Here is a 22,268-nt window from a genome sequence, read left to right on the forward strand (position 1 = left end):
ACGTGTCCAAGCGCACCCTGGGCTTCGCCCTGCTCCTCCTGCTCACCGCGTGCGGCACGAGCGCGCCCGCGGCGGACGGCTCCGGCCCCATCGCGGTCGAGGCGTCCGACGACGCGTGCAGGGTCGCCCGCACCGACGCCGCCACCGGCAACGTGACCTTCGAGGTGACCAACAAGGGCAGCAAGGTCACCGAGTTCTACCTCTACGCCGAGGGCGACCGGATCCTCGGCGAGGTCGAGAACATCGGCCCCGGCCTCACCCGGCGGCTCATCGTGGAGGTCACCGAGGCCGGCGCGTTGCAGACCGCGTGCAAGCCGGGCATGAAGGGCGACGGCATCCGCGGCGCGTTCACCGTCACCGGCGACGCGAAGAAGTCCACCGACTCCGACGCGCGGCTGGCCGAGGCCACCAAGAGCTACCAGCGCTACGTCAACTCCCAGGCCGACAGCCTGCTCACCAAGACCACCGAGTTCGTCGACGCGGTCAAGGCGGGCAAGGTCGAGGAGGCCAAGGCCCTCTTCCCGATCGCCCGCACGTACTGGGAGCGCATCGAGCCCGTCGCGGAGAGCTTCGGCGACCTCGACCCGAAGATCGACGGCCGCGAGGACGTCATCGAGGAGGGCCTGGAGTTCACCGGCTACCACCGCCTGGAGAAGGACCTGTGGGAGACCGGACCGCAGGCCGACTCGCCGGCCATCGCCGATCGGCTGCTGACCGACGTCAAGGACATCGTGCGGCAGGCCAAGGCCGTCGAGCTGACGCCCCTGCAACTGGCCAACGGCGCCAAGGAACTCCTCGACGAGGTCGCCACCGGCAAGATCACCGGCGAGGAGGACCGCTACTCCCACACCGACCTGTGGGACTTCCGGGCCAACGTCGACGGCTCCCAGGCTGCGGTCGCCGCGCTGCGACCCGTGATCGAGGAGAAGGACAAGGCGCTCGTCGCGACCGTGGACGAGAAGTTCAAGGCGCTCGACGCCCTGCTGGAGACCCATCGCGCCGGTGACGGCTTCAAGCTCTACACCGACCTGACCGAGCCGGAGATCAAGGCGCTGGCCGCCGCCGTCGACGCGCTCGGCGAGCCGATCTCCCAGGTCGCCGAGGCGGTGTCGCGGTGACCGGACTGCCCCGACGACGCCTGCTCGGGTTCGCCGGAGCGGGCGTCGCCCTGGCGGGCGCGGGCGCGGCGGTGGGCGCGCTGACCTCGTCCCCGTCCTCGTCCTCGAACGACGTGCGGTCCGCCTCGTCGCCGGCCGACGCCGTGCCGTTCCACGGCGAGCACCAGGCCGGGATCACCACCCCGGCGCAGGACCGGATGCACTTCGTGGCGCTCGACGTCACCACGACCAAGCGCGCGGAACTGGTCGCGCTGCTCAGGGAGTGGACCGCGGCGGCCCGCCGGATGACCTCCGGGCAGGAGGCCGCGGCGGGCGGCGCCGTCGGCGGCAACCCCGACGCCCCGCCCAAGGACACCGGCGAGGCGCTGGACCTGCCGCCGTCCGCGCTGACGCTCACGATCGGCTTCGGCCCGTCGCTGTTCGACGACCGGTTCGGCCTGGCCGACCGGCGCCCGCCACGCCTGGTCGACCTGCCCCGATTCCCCCAGGACGACCTGGACTCGGCCCGCACCGGCGGCGACCTGTGCATCCAGGCGTGCGCCAACGACCCGCAGGTCGCCGTGCACGCCATCCGCAACCTGGTGCGCATCGGGTTCGGCCGGGTGACGGTGCGCTGGTCGCAGCTGGGGTTCGGGCGCACGTCGTCCACCTCCACCGCCCAGGCCACCCCGCGCAACCTGTTCGGCTTCAAGGACGGCACCAACAACCTCAAGGCCGAAGAGACCGACCAGCTGCGGCAGCACGTGTGGGTGCAGCCCGGCGACGGCCCCGACTGGCTCACCGGCGGCACCTACCTGGTGGCCCGCCGCATCCGCATGCACGTCGAGATCTGGGACCGCACGTCGCTGGCCGAGCAGGAAGCCATCGTGGGCCGCACCAAGGGCGTCGGCGCGCCGCTCGGCCAACTCGCCGAGTTCGACCCGGTCGACCTGCACGTCAAAGGAGCCGGCGGCACACCGCTCATCGCACCGGACGCCCACGTCCGCCTGGCGTCCGCCGAAGCGCTGGGCGGCGTCAAGGTCCTCCGCCGCGGCTACAACTTCACCGACGGCACCGACGGCCTCGGCCACCTGGACGCGGGACTGTTCTTCGTCTGCTTCAACCGCGACACGGCGAAGCAGTTCGTGCCGATGCAGCAGGCGCTCGCCACGAAGGACAGGATGATGGAGTACCTGGAGCACAACGGCTCCGGCCACTTCGCCGTCCCCCCGGGCGTGCGGGAGGGCGGCTTCTGGGGCGACACCCTGTTCACCCCGTAGGACACCGGCCAGGCGGACCGCCGTCGTTCGCCCGATCGCGTGGAATGACAAGCAATGTCCAAGCGCTCCGTCGACGGACCGCGTCCGGCGCCGCCGACACCAGGGGCCGGTCCGGCGCCGACTGGAGTGAGCAGTGCGTCGGCGGGAGTGGACGAGTGCGATGGCCACCGCACCCAGCGCTCCGACGGCCGCGAAGGCGTAGAAGCCCCACGGGTGGGCGACCCCTGCGGTGAGCAGTGCCCCGCCGAGGACCGGGCCGGAGATCGTGCCGAGCCGGCCGATGCCCGCGGCCCGGGAAACCTCCGGTGGCAGTGCGCGAGATCCGCTCCGGCAAGCTGCGAGCAAGTATGCGCAGAACGTCCGACCACGCGCTTCGAATCACTTTCACCCTGTGGAAGAACGCTCGGTTTTCGGCGCACGACGTCACGTCGGCAGCAGCGCGATGACCGTTGGGACGCCCAAGGCGAACATCACTCAAATGAGCTTTGATCAGATTTCTCGGCACGGTGAGGCACCGACCCCCACCACGTGTCCGATTCGATCCTCCACCGGGCAGTTCGGTTCCCGAAGATCGCGGCCTCCCACTTCCACCCCACGGAAGTTCGGTGCTCACGAACGGACGGATCACCGCTATCATCTGCCGGTTTCCAGACCGGAAGGGGTGCGGAGGTCGAATGTCGGAAGGAACGCCCGATCGCGAACGGGGAGTCCTGGCCAAGGCGTTCGACGTGCTGGCGGCGTTCGAGGGGTCGCGTGAGGGCCTGGGTTTGGCCAACCTGGCCCGCCGTTCGGGCTTACCGCTCACCACCGTGCACCGACTGGCCGCGGAAATGGTGCGGCAGCAGGTGCTGGAACGCCTTCCCGACCGTCGCTACGTCGTGGGTCGGCGCTTGTGGCAACTCGGCCTGCTGGCCCGCGTGCAGGGCGAGCTGAGGGATGTGGCGCTGCCGTTCCTCCAGGACCTGTACGAGGCGACCCGCGAGAACGTGCACCTCGCCATCCGCGACCACGATCAGGCCCTCTACCTGGAACGACTGCACGGTCGCACGTCCGTGCCGCTGGTCAGTCGCGCCGGCGGCCTGCTCCCGCTGCACGCCACCGGCGTCGGGAAGGTGCTGCTCGCCCACGCGCCACCGGACGTCCTCACCCACGTCGTGGAGAACGCCGAGAAGGTGACGCCCTACACGGTGACCGAACAGGGCCGCCTGCTGCGTGAACTGGCGGAGGTGCGGCGGCGTGACTACGCCAGGACCGTGGAGGAGATGACCCTGGGCACGTGCTCGGTCGCGGTGCCCGTGCGCGACCCCGAGGGGGTCGTGGTGGCGGCGATCGGCCTGGTCACGACGACGCGACGAGAGCCGGAGCGGCACCTGCCGCCGCTGCGGATGGCCGCGGCCGGCATCACCCGCGACCTGGCCCGCCACCACGGCGACCGGCTGTCGCCGTAGCTCGCGTAGCGGCGTCAACCGTCGACCACCAGATCGCCATTCCACTCAGCGGAAATCACCCCGAAGGGAATTGCCCCCACCACCGTTTTTGAAAAAGTTTCGCCTTACTGACCGGAAAGTTCGCCTGTATGGCCGAACCAGTCGAGGCAGGCGTCTGGCTAGATTTGCGACTGGCCCCCGGCGCTTATAGCCGCCGAACGACACGGCCGTGAAAGCGCGAACGAAAGGCCGCACCACACCCAAAGGAAAATGAGGGCAGCTCACCCCGAAACAGGGGCGGAGCTACACCTCGATCGGAAAGAGCGATCACCCGCAGGCCGCCCGGAGCTCCCATTGACCGCGATGGGCCCACTCCGGGCGGGATCAGGCACCAGCCGACGCATCGAATCGTCGCGCGGATCCATCGCGCCCTGTTGCCGCGCGTCCGGCTTTCCGCACACCAGTCACCACCAGGAGAGATGTACCCATGGCTCGAAGTGTCGGTTCATCGGCACGAAGGATCGTCAGCGCTCTGTCCGCCGTGACGCTGCTGGCCGCGATCTCCGGCTGCGGCGCGCTCGGCGGCACCGCGGAGGACGCCACCGGCGCCGCGGCGCCCGGCGAGGTCGAGAAGAGCAGGATCAGGCTGGGCCTGCTCCCCATCCTCGACGTCGCCCCGGTCCACATCGCGATCAAGAGGGGGTACTTCGAGCAAGAAGGGCTGGAGGTCGAGCCGGTCACCGTGACGGGTGGAGCCGCGGCGCTGCCCGCCCTGATCGGCGGCGACCTCGACATCACCTTCGGCAACTGGGTGTCGTTCTTCGCCGCCCAGTCCAACGACACCGCGAAGGGCGTCGGCGGGCTCAAGCTGATCATGGACGGCTACCAGGCGAAGCCGGACATGTTCCTGATCATGGCGAAGGCCGGGTCGGACATCAAGTCACCCCGGGACCTGGCCGGCAAGACGCTCGGGATCAACACCTTCAGGAACATCGCGGAACTGACGTCGAGGGCTTCCCTGGAGGCCAACAACGTCGACCCGAAGACCGTGACGTTCAAAGAGGTGCCACTGCCCGAGATGGAGGCGGCGATCGAGAACGGTTCGGTCGACGCCGCGTTCTCCAGCGAGCCGTTCATCACGAGGGCGCAGCGCAACTCCGGCCAGATCGCGATCCTCGACGCGGCATCGGGCCCGACCGACGGCATCCCGATCGCCGGGTACGGCACGACCGGCAAGTTCCTCGCGGACAACCCCAACACCGCTGCCGCGTTCCAGCGCGCCCTGGTCAAGGGCCAACGCGACGCCGAGGACCAGGCCATGGTCCGAGGGCTGCTGTCCGAGTACGCCAAGGTCGACAAGGACACCGCTTCGCTGGTCCACTTCGGCGAGTTCCCCACCACGCTCGACGCCACCCGCCTCCAGCGCGTGGCCGACCTGATGACGACCTACGGGCTGTTGAAGGACAAGTTCGACGTCAGGCCGATGCTGGCCCCGATGCCGGGCTGACCACCGGTGGCCGCGTGGCGGTGACGGCGTCGCACTCACGCCGTCACCGCCACGCCACTACGTGGTCCTGCCGGTCATCGCGCCACGCGGCTCCGCGCTGCTGGGGGACCGGGGAGCCGGCACCTGGTTCAGGGGGACGCGCGACGCCGAGCGGCCGTCGTCCGGCACGGGCGGAAGCCGGTCACCCACCTGTCGTGTGTCCGCGGTCGACCGGAGGAACAGACCCGTGACCCATTCGGCCACGGCGACGGGCGTCGGCACCGCCAGGCCGGCGAGGCGCTCCACCACCACCATGTCCTCATCGACCTCGACCACGGCCGTCCAGCCGTGGCGCTCGTCCCACAGCAGTGCCACGTCGTGGTCCGGGAACGAGGCCAACCGGCCGTCGAGTGCCAGGTAGATGCCCGCCAAGTGCTCGCCGAGCACGCACCAGCAGTCACCGCTGAGGCCCACCGCCGAGCTGACCGAGCGTGCGTACCTCCGCAACGCGTGCGTCATCGTGTCGTCGAAGTACAGGTCCATCAAGCCTCGCCGCCTCTGCTCGGTGCCCACCGCGCATACCGCGCCGACTGCTTGACGCCACCCCATCGAGTACCCGGCGACACCGCGCCCAACCGCACGCGGCACGACCGCGTGGCAGGTCAGCCGACGGGCGGGTACTGGGCCTGCTTGAGCAGCCGGGCCAGGTGCGCGACGCCTGCTGCGCAGCCTCCGCCGTGCGGTGGGCCGCATGGACGTGAACGGCGGTGGCATCGACTGTCCTGGTCCGCTCTCCGCGCGGGCAATCCGACTTCCGCCACTCCTGACTGAGGCGGCCTGAATCTGGCTACTCTGGGTGTGTGGGCCGTAGCCGCTCCAGTCGAGCGCCCTCGGCCGCCGCGGGAACGGGGTGGGTGATGAGCTGGCCGGGAATCAGCGGCGAGGAGGAGTTCCTCCAGCGGCTCGACGAGGTCACCGGCGCTCTGGCGGGTCTGTCCCGGGTGCTGGAGGAAGAAGAGGACCTGGCGGTCATCATGGACCGCGTCTGCCGGCAGGTCGTCGGCGCGGTTCCCGGCGCGGACCTGGCGAGCGTGACGGTGCTGGGCGGTGGGATCCCGCAGTCCGTGGCGTGGACCAGGCCGCACACCCTCGCCGTGGACCGGGCGCAGTACGAGGCCGGTGAGGGCCCCTGCCTGGAGGCCGCCCGGTCCGGGCAGGTGCAGCGCGTCGACGTGGCGGAGGCCGCCGGCCGGTGGCCCGCCTTCGCCGAGGCGGCCGGCGGTCTGGGCATCGGCAGCTACCTGTCCGCGCCGCTGTTCATCGACGAGGAGTACCGCGGTTCGCTGAACCTCTACGGCCGGCACACGCACGGCTTCCGGGAGCTCGACGCCGCCCTGCTCGAGCTCTACACCACCGCCGCCGAGGCGGCCCTGCGCAACGCTCGCCGCTACCTGCGGGCCCGCCGGCAGGCGGCCGAACTGGAGGAGGCGCTGACCTCGCGGGCGGTCATCGACCAGGCCAAGGGCATCGTGATGGCCGTCCACCGGATCTCCGCCGAGGAAGCGTTCGCCCTGCTGGTGGACCGGTCGCAGCAGGAGAACCGCAAGCTCCGCGACCTGGCCGAGCACTTCGTCGACGAGACCACCCGACCCGAAGCCTGACATGGACTCCGGCCCGGCGGGTATCCGCCGGACATGCTGATGCGCTCGCTGGGACAGGGTCTGCTCGCCGGAGCGGCCGGGGTGGCGGTGATGACGGTCGTGGAGAAGGTCGAACAGCGGTTCACCGGAAGACCCGACTCCCACGTGCCCCGCCAGGTGTTGGAGCGGCTGACCGGTCAGCCGGAGCGGCGCTCGCGGGCGCGCAACCTCTCCATGCACTTCGGCCAGGGCGCGTTGCTGGGTGTCGTCCGGGCGCTGATGGCCAACGCCGGCCTGCGGGGTCCGGTCGCCTCCGCGATGTTCGCGGTGGTGCGGTTGACCAACGACCAGATCCTGGAGAACGCCACCGGTGTCGGCGCGCCGCCGCAGACCTGGCCGCGCAAGGAGTTGGCCGTGGACCTGGTGCACAAGGGCGTGTACGCCTTCGCCACCGGAGCGGTCGCCGACGCGCTGGCCGCGCGCAACGGTCCCGGCCCCGGCCAACGGCACGCTGCGCTGCGCCCCGGTCGCCACTCCGATGTCGGACCGATCGCCCGGACCGACCGGTAGAGCACCCGCAGGACCGGGCCCGCAACCGCTCGGCCACCCGCAGGACCGGGCCCGCAACCGCTCGGCCACCCGCCGCGAACGGACCGAGCGCTCGTCACGCGTCCGCGATCGGACCGGCGGCCTGGCCGCGGGAACGCGGTTCAGGCGATGCCGTGGTGCTGGAGCCACAGTTCGAGCACGCCGACCTGCCACAGTTCGTTGCCGCCGACCTTGGTGGTGTGGCCGTTCGGGTCGTCGAGCAGGGCCTTGACGTAGTCGGGGCGCAGGATGCCGCGCTGCCGGGCCGCGGTGGACGACAGCGCGGTGCGCACCATGTCCAGGACGTCGCCGTCGAGTCGGGTGAGGGCGGGGACGGGGAAGTAGCCCTTGGGCCGGTCGACCACCTCGACGGGCAGCACGTCGCGGCCGATGTCCTTGAGGATCGCCTTGCCGCCCTGGCCCGACTTGAGCTCCGGCGGGCACGCCGCGACCAGTTCCACGAGGTCCTGGTCGAGGAACGGCACCCTGGCCTCGACGCCCCAGGCCATGGCCATGTTGTCCACCCGCTTGACCGGGTCGTCCGGCATCAGCAGGTGCGTGTCGGTCCGCAGCACGGCGTCCAGCGCCGTGTCCGCGCCCGGCCGGTCGAGGTGGGCGGCGAGCAGGGCCGAGCTGGGGTCGCCCTCGGCCGACCAGTCGGGGTGCAGGATGTGCGCGAGGTCGTCGTGGTCGGCGAACGCGTCGCGGAGCACCCTCGCGGCGTCGTGCCGCGGCGCGTCGGCCGCGGGCTGGTGGTAGCGGTAGCCGCCGAACACCTCGTCCGCGCCCTGGCCGGACTGCACGACCTTGACGTGCCGTGACACCTCCCGGCAGATCAGGTGGAACGCGGTGACGTCGTGGGTGCCCAACGGCTCGCTCATCGCCGCGACCGCGTGCCCCACCGCGGGGGCGAGCTCGTCGTCGCCGATGCGCAGCTGGTGGTGGTCGGTGCCGAACTTGTGCGCGACGGCGTCGGAGTAGGCGAACTCGTCGCCGACGAGGCCGTCGCGGTCGGTGAAGCCGATGCTGAACGTGCTGGGCCGCTGCCCTTCCTCGGCCAGCAGGGCGACCAGCAGGCTGGAGTCCACTCCCCCGGACAGCAGCACGCCCACCTCGACGTCGGCGACCGTCCGTCGTCGCACCGCGGTGCGCAGGGCGTCGCGGACGGCCTCCTGCCAGTCCCGCGCGGACCACCCGGCGTGCTCGGGCCGCCGGGTGTAGTCGGGCCGCCAGTAGACGTGGTCGCGGGGCTCGCGGCCGGGTTCGAGGACGCGGACGGTCGCGGGCGGCAGCTTGCGCACGCCCCGCAGGATCGTGCGCGGCGCCGGGACGATGGAGTGCCACGAGAGGTAGTGGTGCAGACCGACCGGGTCCAGGCCGGTGTCCACGCCGCCACCGGCCAGCAGCGCGGGCAGGCTGGAGGCGAACCGGGTCCGGCCCGCCACGTCGGCGAGGTACAGCGGCTTGATGCCCAGCCGGTCGCGGACCAGCAGCACGCGGTCGCGCCGCTGGTCTACCAGGACGATGGCGAACATGCCGACGAGGTGCTCGACGAACCGCTCACCCCAGCGGTCGTACGCCTTCAGGACGACCTCGGTGTCGCTGGTGGACGTGAAGTGGTACCGGTCGGACAGCTCCGACCGCAGCTCCTGGTAGTTGTAGACGCACCCGTTGAAGGCGACGGCGAGTCCGAGGTCGGCGTCGACCATGGGCTGGGAGCCGGTGTCGGACAGGTCGATGATCGAGAGCCTGCGGTGCCCCAGGGCCACCCGCCCCGCCGACCAGCGGCCCTCGCCGTCCGGTCCGCGCGAGCGCATGGCCCCCGTCATGCGCGCCACGGCGTCGAGGTCCGGAACGTCGTTCCGGCCGGTCACCACCTCACCGGCGATTCCGCACATGGTCAACCTCCACGGCTCGGTTGAGAAGACGTCCCCCACCGGGGTGGCCTCCGTGTACCCCGATCATGGAAAACCAAGCACCACCGACCCGGTGACCTGCGGTTCCACGGCCCTGGCAGGTGGCGTTACCCACAGCGAACGCTCCCGAAACACAGATGTGACGACGAATGGCTTGACGCCGGCCGCTCGCCGGCTTGGGGTGTACGCCATGCCCTCCCCGCCCGCCGCGCCGCCGGCCCGCGCCGAGACCGACGGGTGTCCGGACCTCGATCTGGACGCGGCCACGATCCCGGAACTGGCCGACCGGATGCAGGCCGGTGCGCTGACCTCCGTCGAGCTGACCCGCGCCTACCTGGACCGCATCGCCACCGTGGACCGGCAGGTGCGGTCGGTGCTCGTCGTGAACCCCGAGGCGCTCGACCAGGCCGCCGAGAGCGATCGCCGGCGCGGTCGCGGCCAGTCGCTCGGGCCGCTGGACGGCATCCCGGTGCTGGTCAAGGACAACATCGACACCCGCGGTCTGGGCACCACGGCCGGCTCGCGGGCGCTGGGCGTGCCACCGGTCGACGACGCCGAACTGGTCGGACGCCTGCGCGCGGCGGGGGCCGTCGTGCTGGGCAAGACCAACATGTCGGAGTGGGGGAACTTCCGCTCCGCGTGGTCCACCTCCGGCTGGTCGGGCGCGGGTGGGCAGACCCACAACCCGCACGTGCTGGACCGCAACCCGTGCGGCTCGTCGTCGGGGTCGGGCGCGGCGGTCGCGGCGTCGTTGGCGCAGGTCGCGGTCGGCACCGAGACCAACGGCTCGATCGTGTGCCCGTCGAGCCAGGCCGGTGTCGTCGGCTTCAAACCCACGCACGGCCTGATCAGCGGCGACGGGATCGTGCCGATCTCCGCGCGGCAGGACACCGCCGGGCCCGTGGCGCGACACGTCGTGGACGCCGCGATCCTGATGTCCGTTCTGGAGGGGCGCGGGGTGGACTACGCCGCCGCGCTCACGGCCGACCCGCTGCGCGGTGCGCGCGTGGGCGTGTGGCGCAGGGCGGGCCACGACGCGGAGGCGGACCGGGTCGTCCAGGAGGCGGTGGACGTGCTGCGACGCCATGGCGCCACCGTGGTCGAGGTCGACCTGCCCTACCAGGGCCGGATCGAGGCCATCGGGCTGCCCGCGCTGGTCGCGGAGTTCAAGCACGACCTGGAGGCGTACCTCGCGACGCGGCCGGGGGTGCCGCGGACCGTGCGGGAGCTGATCGAGTTCAACGAGGCGGATCCCGTCGAGCTGAGCAGGTTCGGGCAGGACCTGTTCTTCGAGGCCGTGAAGGCGCCGCCGATCACCGACCCGACCTACCTCGACCAGCGCCGCACGGCCACCGACCTGGCTCGCCGATCGATCGACGAGGTGATCGGGGCGCACCGACTGGACGTGATCCTGGCCCCGACCAACGGCCCGGCGTGGCGGACCGACTACGCCGGCGACCCGGTCGGGCTCGGCTCCTCCACGCCCGCGGCCGTCTCGGGCTACCCGAACGTCACCGTCCCGGCGGGCTTCGCCGGTCCGCTGCCGATCGGTGTGTCGTTCATGGCGGGACACGGGGCGGACGTGACGGTCCTGCGGTTCGCGGCGGCGTTCGAACGCGCCGCGCCGGTGCGCCGCGCGCCGGCCTACCTGCCCACCCTCCCGTGACGCTCACGCGGCGGTCTCGGGCAGCCAGTCGTGGCCCGTGTCACGGCTCAGCAGCTCCACGACGTCCTCGATCCGCCCGCGCCGCTGCAACGCCCGGCGCTGGCGGACGGCACCGTTGCCGTTCTGGAGGACCTTGGTGAGCAGGGCGGTGACCACGCGCAGCTCCCCGGTGTGGCGCAGGGCCGGCCGGACGTGGCGGATCAGCCGCCGCACCAGGTGTGCGGCCGGGACGCGGCGGTTGCCGAACAGGTCGATGCCGTCGCCCTCGATGCCGTCGTGCGCGGCGCGCCAGTAGGCCGCGCGCAACGCCTCGGTGGTGACCGGCAGCCCCCGATCGCCCCGGCCGACCGCACCGAGGGCGGTGACGACCAGGGCACGCACCAGGGCGGCGAGCAGGACCGACTCGTCGACCGTGGTGGGCACGTCGGAGACCCGGACCTCGACGGTGGGCAGGTGGTCCGAGGGCCGCACGTCCCAGTACACCATTCCCGGGTCCAGCACCGCTCCGCTGTCGACCATCATGTCCAGCACGGCGTCGTAGTGCTCCGCCGACGTGAAGTACGGCGGCGCGCCGGAACACGGCCAACGGCTGTTGAGCACCGACCGCCAGCTCGCGCAGCCGGTGTCCACGCCCTGGTGGATCGGCGAGTTGGCGGTCAGCGCGAGCAGGACCGGCAACCACGGCCGCAGGTGGTTGCACACCTGCACCGCGGTCTCCCGATCCGGCACGGCGACGTGCACGTGACAGCCGCAGACGCCGTGCTCGGCGGCCAGCAGACCGTAACCCTCCCCGATGCGCCGGTAGCGGTCCGAGTCGCTGAAGGACTGTCGCATCGGTCCGGTCAGCGGCGCGCCGACCGCCAGCAGCCGCGCCCCCGCCTGGAGCGCCGCCGCCGAGGCCGTCGACCGCGCGGTCAGCAGGTGCCCGCGCACCTCGCGCAGCGTGCGGCACACCGGTGTGTTGCTCTCCACCTGCACCCGGGTCAGCTCGGGCTGGAGGTCCGCGCCCAGCCGGCGGGCCAGGTCGACGACCTCGCCGGCCACCGGGACGGGCAGGCCGCTGCCGGGGTCGACGACCAGGAACTCCTCCTCCACCCCCAGGGTCGGCACGTCGGTGCCCGGGAGTGGCAGATCAACGTTGATCATGGTGTCCTCACCGCTCGCTCATCGTCGGCACGCGAGTGCGCCCGCGCGCCGCCTTCACGCGAGCGTGACGACGACACGATCCCCGCACGGGGCAACCGCGTGGCTGTCGGCACACTGCTTGACCGACGAGAAGTCCCTTCCGCGGCCTCGTTCCGATGGACACGAGACCCCGTCGAGGGATCACGGAATACCACTCACGAGTGCGGACAAACCGAGTGTGACCGGCTCCTGCGGCTCGCTCTTCGATCGGCCACGAAGCGTCGCACGCGAAGGGCGACGACGCCGTGCGAACAGGCGGCTCAGCGCGCGTCCACCGGCCAGCGGTGGACACCGGCGGCTTGCGCGTAGGACAGGTGGCCACCGAGTGCGCCGCCCGCGCTGAGCACCACCAGCCCGACCAGGCCCCACGCCCGGGCGCAGCGGTGGCCGCGGCACCGGGTCGAGGCGAGGAAGCAACCGGCGGCGAGCACGTTGCCGATCGCGTGCAGGAGACCGACGCGCCGCTGGCGGACGTCCAGGCGGGAGAAGTCGGCCAGACCGGCGAGCACGGTCGGCGGTGTCGCGGCCAGCCCGATCAGCACCAGCCGGCGTGCGGCGGCCCGGTTCCCGCTGACGTCGAGAACCGCGGAGCACACCCAGGCGCCGATCGGCACGGTCACCAGCAGCGGGTGCACGGGGTGGCCCAGCCACGCGCCGCGCAGCAGCCGGTCCGCCCGGCCCCGGCCCACGACCCGCCGCACGACGCGCGCGATCACGCCGGCCGGGGCGTCGACGGCGTCGAGCGACTCGGCGGCGTGCAGTGTCCGACGCAAGCTCATGCGTCCCGAGTACCCGCCGCCTGCCCGACGAACCACCGGCGGGACGCGGGGTGCCTACCGCGGGCCGCGGGCGGTGAAGGCGTCGACGCCGGCGCGGGCGCGGAAGGGTTCGAGGTCGGCGCGTTGGCGTGCGGCCCGGTCGATCAGGTGGTCGAAGTCGATGTCGGGCAGGCGTTCCCGCAGGCCCGCGAGGTCGCGCAGGGTTGTCCAGAGCTGCTTCTTGCCGTCGATGCCCATCGCGAGGAACTCCAACTCCTCGAACCGGCTCAACGGCGAGTACGACGTCAGCCGGCCGTTGCGCTTGAGCCGGCCGAGGCGCTCGGCGCCCCACGCCAACCCGGTCTTGACGGGGTCGGTGCGCACCCCGAGCCGTCGCATGATCGTCCGGAACGTCTCGACGTCCTCCGCGATGGCCGTCGCGACACCCCCCACCGCGGCGCCGAGCTCGGTGCCGCGGTTGTTGCGCTGCGCACGCCTCGCCAGCTCGCGCCACAGCACGCCCATCGCGAGCTGGTCCCTGAGGTAGATGCCCAGAAAATCGTCCACGGGCACGAGGTACCCGGCCCGCCGCCCACCGGAACCCTTCCCGCGCGGGCGAACCGCTCCTCTGCGGGACGACCGGCTCAAGTGGACGCGAGCCGCACCGCCACCACCGCGGCCCGCACCGTCGGGTGCAGGGGCAGCGCCGTGTCGACCTGGCTCATCCGCAGTGGCCGCAGCACGCGCTGGTTGTCCGCGACGACGGCGAAGGGGATGCCCAGCCTCGCGGCCCGGTGCCGGGCGTTGATGAGCAGGGCGATGCCGGACGACCCCAGGAAGTCGACCGCGCGCAGGTCCAGGACGATCGCGCCGGGACTCGTGTCGAAGACGGCGTCCAACGCGTCCGCGAGGGGCCGCTGCGATGCCACGTCCAGCGAACCCGACACCCGGACCGAGGAGATTCCCTCGTCCACGTCGGTCCTGGTCGAAAGGTGGGTCATCCAAGCCTCTCCTCGCGATCGGGATTGCGGGTCGGGCGTCACCGGTCGGTGACGGCCAGGCCGTGCCGGGCGACGGCCGGTGGGTGCACTCCGGCCAGCAGTTCCCGCAACGGGCCCCACAGCACAGGCGCCGCGGCCAGCACGTCGCCGCTGCCGGGCCACGTCCGCGGTGACGTGCCGACGAGGTCGCCGACCGTGCCGCCCGCCTCCTGCACGAGCAGGACACCCGCGGCGCAGTCCCACGGCTTCAGGTCGGGCGCCCACAGCGCGTCCGCCCGTCCGGTGGCGACGCGGGCCAGCGCCGCGGCGGTGCTGCCCCCACGCCGGACCTCGCCCACGCGTGCCACGAGCGCGTCCACCGTGCGGCCCGCCGAGGCGCCGCGCCCGTCGGAGGCGACCTCGACCAGGGCACGGGCCAGGTCGCGCCTGCCCGGAGGGGGCACGGGGTCGTCGTTGCTCGTGGCGCCGCCGCCCAGCCGGGCCCCGGTCAGCACGCCCGCCGCCGGCTCCGCCACCACCCCGGCCAGCAGCGTGCCACCGGGCGCGGCGGCGGCCACGCTGACCGCCCAGTCCGGCCGTTCGTAGAGGTAGTCGACGCTCCCGCCGATCGGGTCGACGATCCACCGCACGTCGGTGTAACCGGCGGTGCTCCCCTCCCGGCCGAGGATGCCGTCGTTGGGCCGCTGCCTGCGCAGGACGGCCCGGATGGCTTGATCGGCTTCGTGGCGCGCCTCGTCGATGAGGACGTCGAGCGCGATGTCGCCCTCCTGGAACAGGCGGTGCGCGCGGTGGCGCCAGAAGGCTGCGGTGCGGCCTCCCGCCCGCGCGGCGGCGCGGGCGACGGCCAGCAGCTCGTCGAGGTCCACGGCGCTCCGGCGCGAGGTCGGCGATGTCTCGGTCATGTCCGGTCCTGAAGGGGTCGGCCCGCTGCCCGGGCGGCGGGGTGACCAGGTCGCCACAGGCGCGCCCAGCCACCGGGGTGGTGGGGGTCGGCGCCTGCTCGACCGACCTGCCGAGGAACCGATCGGTCGACGCCGGCACGGCGCGGTCCGATCGATCCCGGGATACCCGGCCCACAACGGGCAAACCCCTCCCGGTCACCCTTGCGGCGCGGCCGGGCGCGGACGTGTGACGTGCGGGCACGCCGCCGCCATGAGCAGCAGGCAGCCCGCGAACGCCAGTGGCAGGTGGACGGCTGCTCGGCCGACCGCCGGCACGATGCCGAGCAGCGCCGACCACGCCTTGGCCGAGGTGCGGTGCACGGGCCGCCGGATCGTGGTCCGGCCGGAGAGCGCGCGGGCCGGGTCGGTGGTCTCGATCCGGCGGAGTCGACGGCGCTCGTACCGGGTCATCGGGTTCTGCTCCCCCACGACGTCAGTCGTCCTGTCGGGTGTCACGGTCGGTCGGGGCCAGGTACTTCTCGGTCGTCGGGTCGACGCCGGTGTCGTCCTGGTCGCGGTTGCGCACCGAGTAGTGGGCCTCGTCGCGCATCCGCTCGACCATGTGCGGGTAGTGCAGCTCGAACGCGGGGCGTTCGGAGCGGATGCGGGGCAGCTCGGTGAAGTTGTGCCGCGGCGGCGGGCAGCTGGTCGCCCATTCCAGCGAGTTGCCGAAGCCCCACGGGTCGTCGCGACCGGCGGGTTCGCCGAAGCGGTAGCTGCGCAGGACGTTCCAGATGAACGGCAGGGTCGAGGCGCCCAGGACGAACGAGCCGATGGTGGAGATGGTGTTGAGGCCGGTGAACTGGTCGCTCTGCAGGTAGTCGGCGTAGCGGCGCGGCATGCCCTGGTTGCCGAGCCAGTGGTGCACCAGGAAGGTCAGGTGGAAGCCGAGGAACGTGGTCCAGAAGTGGACCTTGCCCAGGGTCTCGTCCAGCATCCGGCCGGTCATCTTGGGGAACCAGAAGTAGATGCCCGCGTAGGTGGCGAACACGATCGTGCCGAACAGGACGTAGTGGAAGTGGGCCACCACGAAGTAGGTGTCGTGGACGTGGAAGTCGATCGGCGGCGAGGCGAGCAGGATGCCCGACAGGCCGCCGAACAGGAACGTCACCAGGAACCCGACGCCGAACAGCATCGGCGACTCGAACGTCAGCTGCCCCTTCCACATGGTGCCGATCCAGTTGAAGAACTTGATGCCGGTCGGGATGGCGATGATGAACGTGGACGCGGCGAAGAACAGCAGCAGCACCGCGCCGGTGGCGTACATGTGGTGCGCCCACACGATCACCGAGTACAGCGCGATCGCGATCGTGGCGTACACCAGGCCCTTGTAGCCGAAGATCGGCTTGCGGCTGAACACCGGGAAGATCTCCGACACGATGCCGAAGAACGGCAGCGCGACGATGTAGACCTCGGGGTGGCCGAAGAACCAGAACAGGTGCTGCCACAGGATCACGCCGCCGTTGGCCGGGTCGAACACGTGCGCGCCCAGGTGCCGGTCGGCCAGCAGGCCCAGCAGCGCGGCGGTCAGGATCGGGAACGCCACCAGCACCAGGATCGAGGTGATGAGGATGTTCCAGGTGAAGATCGGCATCCGGAACATGGTCATGCCCGGCGCGCGCAGGCAGACTACCGTGGTGATCATGTTGACCGCGCCGAGGATCGTGCCCAGACCGCCCACGACCAGGCCGGAGATCCACAGGTCGGCGCCCACACCGGGGCTGTGGATCGCGCTGGACAGCGGCGTGTAGGCGGTCCAGCCGAAGTCCGGCGCGCCGGCCGGCGTGAGGAACGAGCCGACCGCGATCAGGCCGCCGAACAGGTACAGCCAGTACGACAGCGCGTTGAGCCGCGGGAACGCCACGTCCGGCGACCCGATCTGCAACGGCAGGACGAAGTTGGCGAACCCGAACACGATCGGGGTCGCGTAGAGCAGCAGCATCACCGTGCCGTGCATGGTGAACAGCTGGTTGTACTGCTCGTTGGACAGGAACTGAAGCCCCGGCCGCGCCAGCTCGCCGCGCATCAGCAGTGCCATCAGCCCACCGACCAGGAAGAACGCGAACGACGTGGTCAGGTACATCAGGCCGATCACCTTGTGATCGGTGGTGCGGAACAGGCGGAGCAAAGCCGACCCCTTGAGACGGGGCCGCGCGGCCCCGCGGGCAACGATCGGCGTCGGCTTGAGCGTCGTCATGACCATCCTCGACTCACCGGGGCGGTGCGCCGGCCCACCGGCGCCACCGACCGCTTCCACCTTCCGGGTACCGACTCGGACCGCCACGGACGCGCCCGACCACCGCCAGTGCCGGCCCCCGCACCGCCGTGACTTCCGGTGGCGTTGACCGAGGTGGCCCACCGCGAGCCCGCTGCCGGAGTGCGTGCGCCCCGGCGCCTCATGCGATCCGGGACAGCGCGGTCGGCGGCACGGCGGCGTACGGCGCCAGTCGACGGGCCAGGTCCGCCCGCGCCGGGCCGGGTGACCCGTACCCGGCATCGGGGTGCGGGCCACCCCGCAGCAGCGCGTCGACCCAGCGGGCCACCGCACGCGGCCAGGGCAGCAGGTCCGTGCCGAACCACGCCTGCACGATCAGGTCCTCGCCGCTGTGCGTCTCCACCGCCGCCGCCCAGCCGCTGCGCTGGTCCCACAGCAAGGCCGCCTCGCGGTCAGGGAACGCCGGGAGCCTGCCGTCGAGCTCCAGGAACACGGTCGCCGGCCCCTCGGCCTGCACGTACGAGCGCTCAGGGGCGAGCCCCAGCTCAAGGGTCACCGACCGCGCGTAGCCGCGCAGCGCCCGGACCAGGAAGTCGTTGAACTGCGATTCCACCGCGTCGCCGCCTTCGTCCAACCATCGGGTGAACGCGCCGGCTTCTTGACGCACTGGTTCAGTACCCCGCACGGGACGACGAAACCACCCTTCCGGGTGAAAGACCGGGTGAGGTGCGGGCCGGACGCCGTGATCCACCCCGTCGGTGCCGCTCGGCCACGAGGGGTGTTCGCCCAGCGATGCCGCAGGAGCACCGCCACAGGTTCGCGCCGACAGGTGTGACCGCGGTGTGCACGGGGCAGGAGTGCTACGTGGAACGGGCCGGCGATGCCCGTTGCGGTGGAGGAGGCTGGGGCGATGGGCGGGCAGCGTGAGGAAGCGGGTGGTCACGTCGCGAACGGGTTGGCCCGTCGGCTCGACGAGGTCACGAAGGCGCTGGCGCAGCTGTGGGCGGTCCTGGACCAGGAGGAGCAGCTGTCGACCGTCCTGGACCGGGTCTGCCGACAAGTGGCCCAAGCCGTGCCCGGAGCGGACGTCGTCAGCGTGACCATGCTGGGCCGGGACGGCCCGAGAACCGCGGCGGCGACCGGGCAGCCCGCGCTGGACGTGGACACCGCGCAGTACCGCACGGGCGAGGGGCCCTGCCTGGAGGCCGCCCGGACGGGCCGGGTCCTCCAGGCGATGGTGACCGCCGCGTCAGATCGGTGGCCGGTGTTCTCGGCGGCGGCCGCGAAGTCGGGCATCACCGGCTACCTCTCGGCTCCGCTGCGCATCGACGAGGAGCGGTCCGGCTCGCTCAACCTCTACAGCAAGCAGGAGCGCGGGTTCGAAGAACTCGACGCGGCCGTGCTGGAGCTGTACACGACCGCCGCGGAGGCGGCGCTGCGCAACGCCCGCCGCTACCTGCGGGCCCGCCGGCAGGCGGCTGAACTGGATCAGGCGTTGACCAGCCGCGCGGTCATCGACCAGGCCAAGGGGATCATCATGGCGGTGCACGGGATCACCGCGGACGAGGCGTTCGCCATGCTGGCCGCCCGCTCCCAGCGCGAGAACGTCAAGCTCCGCGACCTCGCCCACCGCTTCGTCGCCGAGAGCAGCAACCGAGTCGACCGGGACAGGTGAGGTTCCGCGAACGGACCTCCGGTCGCACCAGCCCACGCACCGAACTGACCGTCCAAGTGCTCCCGCCGCTCGCGTGGTGCCCGGCGAGCGGCGGGAGCACTCGGCACGTCGGCTTCACGCCTGCCCGGACCCCCGGTCCGTCAACGCTCGCGGACCACCACGCGGAAGGACTTGACCTCGGAGTCGGCGGGGTCGGGCAGCATCATGCCGGCGTCGAGGCCCGAGCGGACGTAGTCCACGACCGCCTGGTTGATCACCTCACCGGGCAGCACGGCGGGCGCGCCGGGCGGGTAGGGGGTGACCATCTCGGCGCTGACCCGGCCGACGGCCTGGTCGGCGGGAACCTGCTCGACCTCGGCGAAGAACGCGTCGCGGGGCAGCATCGCGGTCTCCAGTTGCAGGTCGTCGGGCGTGGGCAGGTCGACCGGCTTGGGCGTGGGCATCCCGTCGGCGGCCTTGACCAGGGCGGCCAGCGCGTCGAGCAGGACGGCGGCGGTGCGGTGGTCGTCGGCGTGGGTGAACTGGGCGACGATCCGGCGGTGGTCGGACAACCCGAGGGCGACCCGCTGCTCCTCGCGCAGCCAGTCGGCGGCCTGGTAGCCGCTGATGCCCAGCCCGGTCAGGTCCACCACCACCTTGAGCGGGTCGAAGGTGTGCGCGAGAGCTCCACCGACGAACTCCGCCTCGCCCATCACGCGCAGGCCGGGCAGCTCGTCGATCGCGGCCCGGGTGGCGTGCGCCAGCGAGATGGTCGCGGTGAGCAACTCCTCCCCGTGCTGCACCATGTGCCTCCGCCAACCGTCCAGCGTGGCGTAGACCAGGGACGACGGGCTGGTGGTGCCCAGCAGGTCCTCGCGGGACTTGAGCGCGTAGGGGTCGACCAGGTCGCCCTGGAGGTGGAACACCGAGCTCTGCTCCACCGCCGCGCCGGACTTGTGCACGCTGGTGACGACCACGTCGGCGTTCGCGTCCATGCCCCACGGCGGCAGTTCGGGGTGGAACGGCAGGTGCGCGCCCCACGCCTCGTCCACGATCAGCGGCTTGCCGAACTCGTGGCAGACCTCCGCGATGGCGGCGATGTCCCCGCACGTGCCGTAGTCGTTCGGGGTCACCAGCAACATGCCCTTGGCCTCGGGCTCGGCTTGGAACAGCGCCCGCACCTCGTCGGGGCCCGGCGGGTGGGACAGGTGGCGCTCGGCGTCCCAGTGCGGCGACAGCCACACCGGGGACACGCCGGACAGGATCAGGCCCGAGGTGACCGACTTGTGGGCGTGCCGGGGCACGATCAGCTTCTCGTGCGGCCCGGCGACCGACAACATGGCGCTCTTGACCGACAACGAGCTGCCGCAGGTGGAGAAGAACGCGTGCTCGGCGTCCACGGCGTCGGCCATCAGCTGCTGCGCCTGCTCGATCACGCCCTGCCGGTTGAGCCGGTCGTCCAGACCGTTGACCGAGATGACGTCCGAGGCGAACACCGCTTCGCCCACGACTTCCAGCACGCGCGGGTCCACACCCCGTCCCTGCCGGTGGCCGGGCGGGTTGAACGGCGTGTAACCGCGTTCGTGGAACGCCTGCAACGCTTCCAACACCGGTGCTCTGCTGTGGTCCATGCGAACGGAGTAACCAGAACGGGATCACTTGAACGTGCCCCACCACCGGCGCGTCGGTCAGCGTCGGTCAGCGTCGGTCAGCGGCGCTCGTGCAGCGCGGCGAGCCGTGGCCACAGGTGGGCCAGCGTGGCGGCTCCGGCGAGCAGCACGTCGACCGACACCCGCTCGTCGCTGTCGTGCCACCGGTCCTCGGGCAGCCCGGTGCCGAAGAACACGACCGGCGCGTCCAGGGCGCGGGCCAGCAGCTCGGCAGGCCCGCCGCCCGCGTTGCCCATCCGGCCCGGCGGTGTGCCGAACCCCTCGCGCACTGCCTCCGCGAGCGCGTCGAGCGCCGGGTGGTCCTCCGGGGTGCGGTACGGCTCCTGGCCGGCCTCCTCCGAGACCGTCAGCTCGTAGTCCACGTCGTCACCGATGTTCTCCGCTACCCAGCGCCGCACCTGCCCGGCCACGTCGGCGACCGTATGGTCCGGCACCGTGCGGATGCTCAGGTCGGCGACCGCGACCGCCGGGATCGCGCCGGTCGGCGGTCCGACCGGGTCGCCCGCGATCACGGTGAGCACCTCGACCGCCGGCCGGGTCCACAGCCGCTCCAGCACCGTGTACCCCGCCTCGCCGCCGATGCTCCGGGTCTCCGACCTGGTCAGCCAGTCCTCGTCGCTGAACGGCAGCGCCGCCAGGTCGGCCCGGGTGCGCTCGGAGGCCTCGGCCACGTCGTCGTAGAACCCGGGCAGGGTGACGCGGCCCTTCTCGTCGTGCAGCCGCGCCAGCAGCCTGGACAGCTCCTCGGCGGGATTGGGCGCCGGGCCGGACACCGCGCCGCTGTGCACGTCGCGCAACGGGCCGAACACTTCCAGGTGCGCGAGGAGCTGCCCCCTCACGCTGGTGCAGATCGCGGGGTGGTCGGCCCGCCACAGCAGCGTGTCGGAGAACATCACCAGGTCGGCGTCGAGCCGGTCGCGGTGCTCCTCGATCACCCCGGCGAAGTGCGGCGACCCGGCCTCCTCCTCACCCTCGACCAGGAACTTGAGGTTCACCGCGGGCGCCGTGCGCCCGGTGGTCGCCAAGTGCGCCCGGACGCCCCACAGGTGGGCCATCACCTGCCCCTTGGCGTCGGAAGTGCCCCGACCGTAGAGACGACCGTCGCGCAGGGTCGGCTCGAACGGCGGCGTCTCCTCCCACTGCCAGTCCTTGGCCGCGCGCACGTCGTGGTGGCTGTAGACCAGGACCGTCGGCGCGCCGGGCGCCTCGCACCACTCCGCGTAGACCGCGGGCCAGCCCGTCGCGCCCCACTCCTCCACCACGGGAAAACCGACCTCCCGCAACGCCCCGGCCAGCCACTTCGCCGACCGGGTCAGGTCGACGTCGTGCTCGGACTCCCCCGCGACCGAGCGCAGGCGCACCCACCCGATCAGCTCCTCGACCACCCGGTCGCGGTGCTCCGCCAGGTAGCCGCGCACCCGACCGGTCACCTCGCCGTCCCCTTCGGGCCCGGATCGCGTCCCCTCGTCAGCCATCCTCGTCCCTTTCCGCTGTGCTGTCGTTCCGCGGACCTGGCGGATCGGATCGAGTACCCGACTCGTGGTCGGACAACCAACGCTCATCCGAGAGGGCGCCATCCGGACCGCGCGCCCTGACGCGGCACCGGCTGCCGAGCACCGGGCCCACGTGAGGTCGAGTGTGCGAGGGAGCGCCGAGCCGGGATAATCGGCTTCCTGGCACTCCCGGATGAGGCCGGGGCGCGTCCGCGACGTACCGCGTTCGTGCGCGAGGTCACCGAGGCAGG

General features: G+C 72.0%; 20 protein-coding genes. 8 read left to right on the plus strand and 12 right to left on the minus strand.

All coding sequences use genetic code 11. From position 1 onward, the window contains the following. Positions 1–2 precede the first annotated feature (2 nt). The 4 genes from efeO (at position 3) to ACQPYE_RS28530 (ending at position 5,311) form a co-directional block, all read left to right on the plus strand. Positions 3–1,118, plus strand: coding sequence for an iron uptake system protein EfeO (efeO, locus tag ACQPYE_RS28515; protein WP_498715751.1), 1,116 nt, complete (start codon positions 3–5; stop codon positions 1,116–1,118). Continuing rightward, complete coding sequence (gene efeB, locus ACQPYE_RS28520) at positions 1,115–2,377, plus strand: iron uptake transporter deferrochelatase/peroxidase subunit (protein WP_498715752.1); 1,263 nt, start codon at positions 1,115–1,117, stop codon at positions 2,375–2,377. Before efeO ends, efeB begins: the two co-directional genes overlap by 4 nt. Before the next feature lie 674 nt (positions 2,378–3,051). Next, complete coding sequence (locus ACQPYE_RS28525) at positions 3,052–3,825, plus strand: IclR family transcriptional regulator (protein ID WP_498715753.1); 774 nt, start codon at positions 3,052–3,054, stop codon at positions 3,823–3,825. 520 nt (positions 3,826–4,345) lie between these two features. Beyond that, on the plus strand, positions 4,346–5,311 hold the full coding sequence (locus ACQPYE_RS28530; RefSeq protein ID WP_498715754.1) for an ABC transporter substrate-binding protein: 966 nt from the start codon (positions 4,346–4,348) through the stop codon (positions 5,309–5,311). Positions 5,312–5,368: 57 nt separating this feature from the next. Here ACQPYE_RS28530 and ACQPYE_RS28535 read toward each other — a convergent pair whose 3' ends face one another. After that, positions 5,369–5,833: a DUF6292 family protein gene (locus ACQPYE_RS28535; protein WP_498715755.1), complete on the minus strand. Its 465-nt coding sequence runs from the start codon at positions 5,831–5,833 to the stop codon at positions 5,369–5,371. A gap of 374 nt (positions 5,834–6,207) precedes the next feature. On the opposite strand from ACQPYE_RS28535, the gene ACQPYE_RS28540 reads away from it, so the two are divergent. After that, complete coding sequence (locus tag ACQPYE_RS28540) at positions 6,208–6,951, plus strand: ANTAR domain-containing response regulator (RefSeq protein WP_498715756.1); 744 nt, start codon at positions 6,208–6,210, stop codon at positions 6,949–6,951. A 33-nt stretch (positions 6,952–6,984) separates the two neighbouring features. After that, positions 6,985–7,500, plus strand: coding sequence for a hypothetical protein (locus ACQPYE_RS28545; RefSeq protein ID WP_498715758.1), 516 nt, complete (start codon positions 6,985–6,987; stop codon positions 7,498–7,500). Between the two features lie 140 nt (positions 7,501–7,640). Here the strand turns inward: ACQPYE_RS28545 and ACQPYE_RS28550 are convergent, their stop codons facing one another. Next, positions 7,641–9,416: an N-acetylglutaminylglutamine amidotransferase gene (locus ACQPYE_RS28550; RefSeq protein WP_498715760.1), complete on the minus strand. Its 1,776-nt coding sequence runs from the start codon at positions 9,414–9,416 to the stop codon at positions 7,641–7,643. A 208-nt stretch (positions 9,417–9,624) separates the two neighbouring features. Here ACQPYE_RS28550 and ACQPYE_RS28555 point away from each other — a divergent pair, with 208 nt between their 5' ends. After that, a complete protein-coding gene (locus ACQPYE_RS28555) occupies positions 9,625–11,100 on the plus strand; it encodes an amidase family protein (RefSeq protein ID WP_498715762.1) in 1,476 nt (491 codons plus the stop codon). Between the two features lie 3 nt (positions 11,101–11,103). On the opposite strand, the gene ACQPYE_RS28560 is transcribed toward ACQPYE_RS28555, so the two are convergent. The 8 genes from ACQPYE_RS28560 to ACQPYE_RS28595 form a co-directional block, all read right to left on the minus strand. Then, positions 11,104–12,246 (minus strand): carboxylate-amine ligase, encoded by a 1,143-nt coding sequence (locus tag ACQPYE_RS28560; RefSeq protein ID WP_498715763.1) that lies wholly within the window; start codon positions 12,244–12,246, stop codon positions 11,104–11,106. Positions 12,247–12,545: 299 nt separating this feature from the next. Further along, the gene (locus ACQPYE_RS28565) at positions 12,546–13,064 is read right to left on the minus strand and encodes a DUF2231 domain-containing protein (RefSeq protein WP_498715765.1); all 519 of its coding nucleotides are present in this window, start codon (positions 13,062–13,064) and stop codon (positions 12,546–12,548) included. A gap of 54 nt (positions 13,065–13,118) precedes the next feature. Beyond that, the gene (locus ACQPYE_RS28570) at positions 13,119–13,610 is read right to left on the minus strand and encodes a hypothetical protein (protein ID WP_498715766.1); all 492 of its coding nucleotides are present in this window, start codon (positions 13,608–13,610) and stop codon (positions 13,119–13,121) included. Positions 13,611–13,687: 77 nt separating this feature from the next. Beyond that, positions 13,688–14,044 (minus strand): STAS domain-containing protein, encoded by a 357-nt coding sequence (locus ACQPYE_RS28575; protein ID WP_498715767.1) that lies wholly within the window; start codon positions 14,042–14,044, stop codon positions 13,688–13,690. 38 nt (positions 14,045–14,082) lie between these two features. Then, positions 14,083–14,946, minus strand: a complete 864-nt coding sequence (locus tag ACQPYE_RS28580) for an inositol monophosphatase family protein (protein ID WP_498715768.1) — start codon at positions 14,944–14,946, stop codon at positions 14,083–14,085. 195 nt (positions 14,947–15,141) lie between these two features. Beyond that, positions 15,142–15,396, minus strand: a complete 255-nt coding sequence (locus ACQPYE_RS28585; protein ID WP_498715770.1) for a hypothetical protein — start codon at positions 15,394–15,396, stop codon at positions 15,142–15,144. 22 nt (positions 15,397–15,418) lie between these two features. Further along, a complete protein-coding gene (gene ctaD, locus ACQPYE_RS28590; protein ID WP_498715771.1) occupies positions 15,419–17,182 on the minus strand; it encodes an aa3-type cytochrome oxidase subunit I in 1,764 nt (587 codons plus the stop codon). A 199-nt stretch (positions 17,183–17,381) separates the two neighbouring features. After that, complete coding sequence (locus ACQPYE_RS28595) at positions 17,382–17,867, minus strand: DUF6292 family protein (RefSeq protein WP_498715772.1); 486 nt, start codon at positions 17,865–17,867, stop codon at positions 17,382–17,384. 243 nt (positions 17,868–18,110) lie between these two features. Between ACQPYE_RS28595 and ACQPYE_RS28600 the strand changes: the two genes are divergently transcribed. Then, the gene (locus tag ACQPYE_RS28600; protein ID WP_498715774.1) at positions 18,111–18,875 is read left to right on the plus strand and encodes an ANTAR domain-containing response regulator; all 765 of its coding nucleotides are present in this window, start codon (positions 18,111–18,113) and stop codon (positions 18,873–18,875) included. 140 nt (positions 18,876–19,015) lie between these two features. On the opposite strand, the gene ACQPYE_RS28605 is transcribed toward ACQPYE_RS28600, so the two are convergent. Beyond that, the gene (locus ACQPYE_RS28605) at positions 19,016–20,485 is read right to left on the minus strand and encodes an aminotransferase class I/II-fold pyridoxal phosphate-dependent enzyme (RefSeq protein ID WP_498715775.1); all 1,470 of its coding nucleotides are present in this window, start codon (positions 20,483–20,485) and stop codon (positions 19,016–19,018) included. Between the two features lie 77 nt (positions 20,486–20,562). After that, positions 20,563–21,999, minus strand: a complete 1,437-nt coding sequence (locus ACQPYE_RS28610; RefSeq protein ID WP_498715776.1) for a M20/M25/M40 family metallo-hydrolase — start codon at positions 21,997–21,999, stop codon at positions 20,563–20,565. Between the last annotated feature and the right edge of the window lie 269 nt (positions 22,000–22,268).

Source organism: Actinosynnema sp. CA-299493, assembly GCF_050946825.1.
Taxonomy (GTDB): domain Bacteria; phylum Actinomycetota; class Actinomycetes; order Mycobacteriales; family Pseudonocardiaceae; genus Actinosynnema.

Excerpts from the sequence above, each read along its gene's own strand:
- ACQPYE_RS28575 (WP_498715767.1), bottom strand. The coding sequence starts at position 14,044 with ATGACCCACCTTTCGACCAGGACCGACGTGGACGAGGGAATCTCCTCG.
- ACQPYE_RS28525 (WP_498715753.1), top strand. The coding sequence starts at position 3,052 with ATGTCGGAAGGAACGCCCGATCGCGAACGGGGAGTCCTGGCCAAGGCG.
- ACQPYE_RS28535 (WP_498715755.1), bottom strand. The coding sequence starts at position 5,833 with ATGGACCTGTACTTCGACGACACGATGACGCACGCGTTGCGGAGGTAC.
- ACQPYE_RS28600 (WP_498715774.1), top strand. The coding sequence starts at position 18,111 with ATGGGCGGGCAGCGTGAGGAAGCGGGTGGTCACGTCGCGAACGGGTTG.
- ACQPYE_RS28560 (WP_498715763.1), bottom strand. The coding sequence starts at position 12,246 with ATGATCAACGTTGATCTGCCACTCCCGGGCACCGACGTGCCGACCCTG.
- ACQPYE_RS28605 (WP_498715775.1), bottom strand. The coding sequence starts at position 20,485 with ATGGACCACAGCAGAGCACCGGTGTTGGAAGCGTTGCAGGCGTTCCAC.
- ACQPYE_RS28585 (WP_498715770.1), bottom strand. The coding sequence starts at position 15,396 with ATGACCCGGTACGAGCGCCGTCGACTCCGCCGGATCGAGACCACCGAC.
- ACQPYE_RS28565 (WP_498715765.1), bottom strand. The coding sequence starts at position 13,064 with ATGAGCTTGCGTCGGACACTGCACGCCGCCGAGTCGCTCGACGCCGTC.
- ACQPYE_RS28545 (WP_498715758.1), top strand. The coding sequence starts at position 6,985 with ATGCTGATGCGCTCGCTGGGACAGGGTCTGCTCGCCGGAGCGGCCGGG.
- ACQPYE_RS28610 (WP_498715776.1), bottom strand. The coding sequence starts at position 21,999 with ATGGCTGACGAGGGGACGCGATCCGGGCCCGAAGGGGACGGCGAGGTG.
- ACQPYE_RS28555 (WP_498715762.1), top strand. The coding sequence starts at position 9,625 with ATGCCCTCCCCGCCCGCCGCGCCGCCGGCCCGCGCCGAGACCGACGGG.
- ACQPYE_RS28550 (WP_498715760.1), bottom strand. The coding sequence starts at position 9,416 with ATGTGCGGAATCGCCGGTGAGGTGGTGACCGGCCGGAACGACGTTCCG.
- ACQPYE_RS28540 (WP_498715756.1), top strand. The coding sequence starts at position 6,208 with ATGAGCTGGCCGGGAATCAGCGGCGAGGAGGAGTTCCTCCAGCGGCTC.
- ctaD (WP_498715771.1), bottom strand. The coding sequence starts at position 17,182 with ATGACGACGCTCAAGCCGACGCCGATCGTTGCCCGCGGGGCCGCGCGG.
- ACQPYE_RS28580 (WP_498715768.1), bottom strand. The coding sequence starts at position 14,946 with ATGACCGAGACATCGCCGACCTCGCGCCGGAGCGCCGTGGACCTCGAC.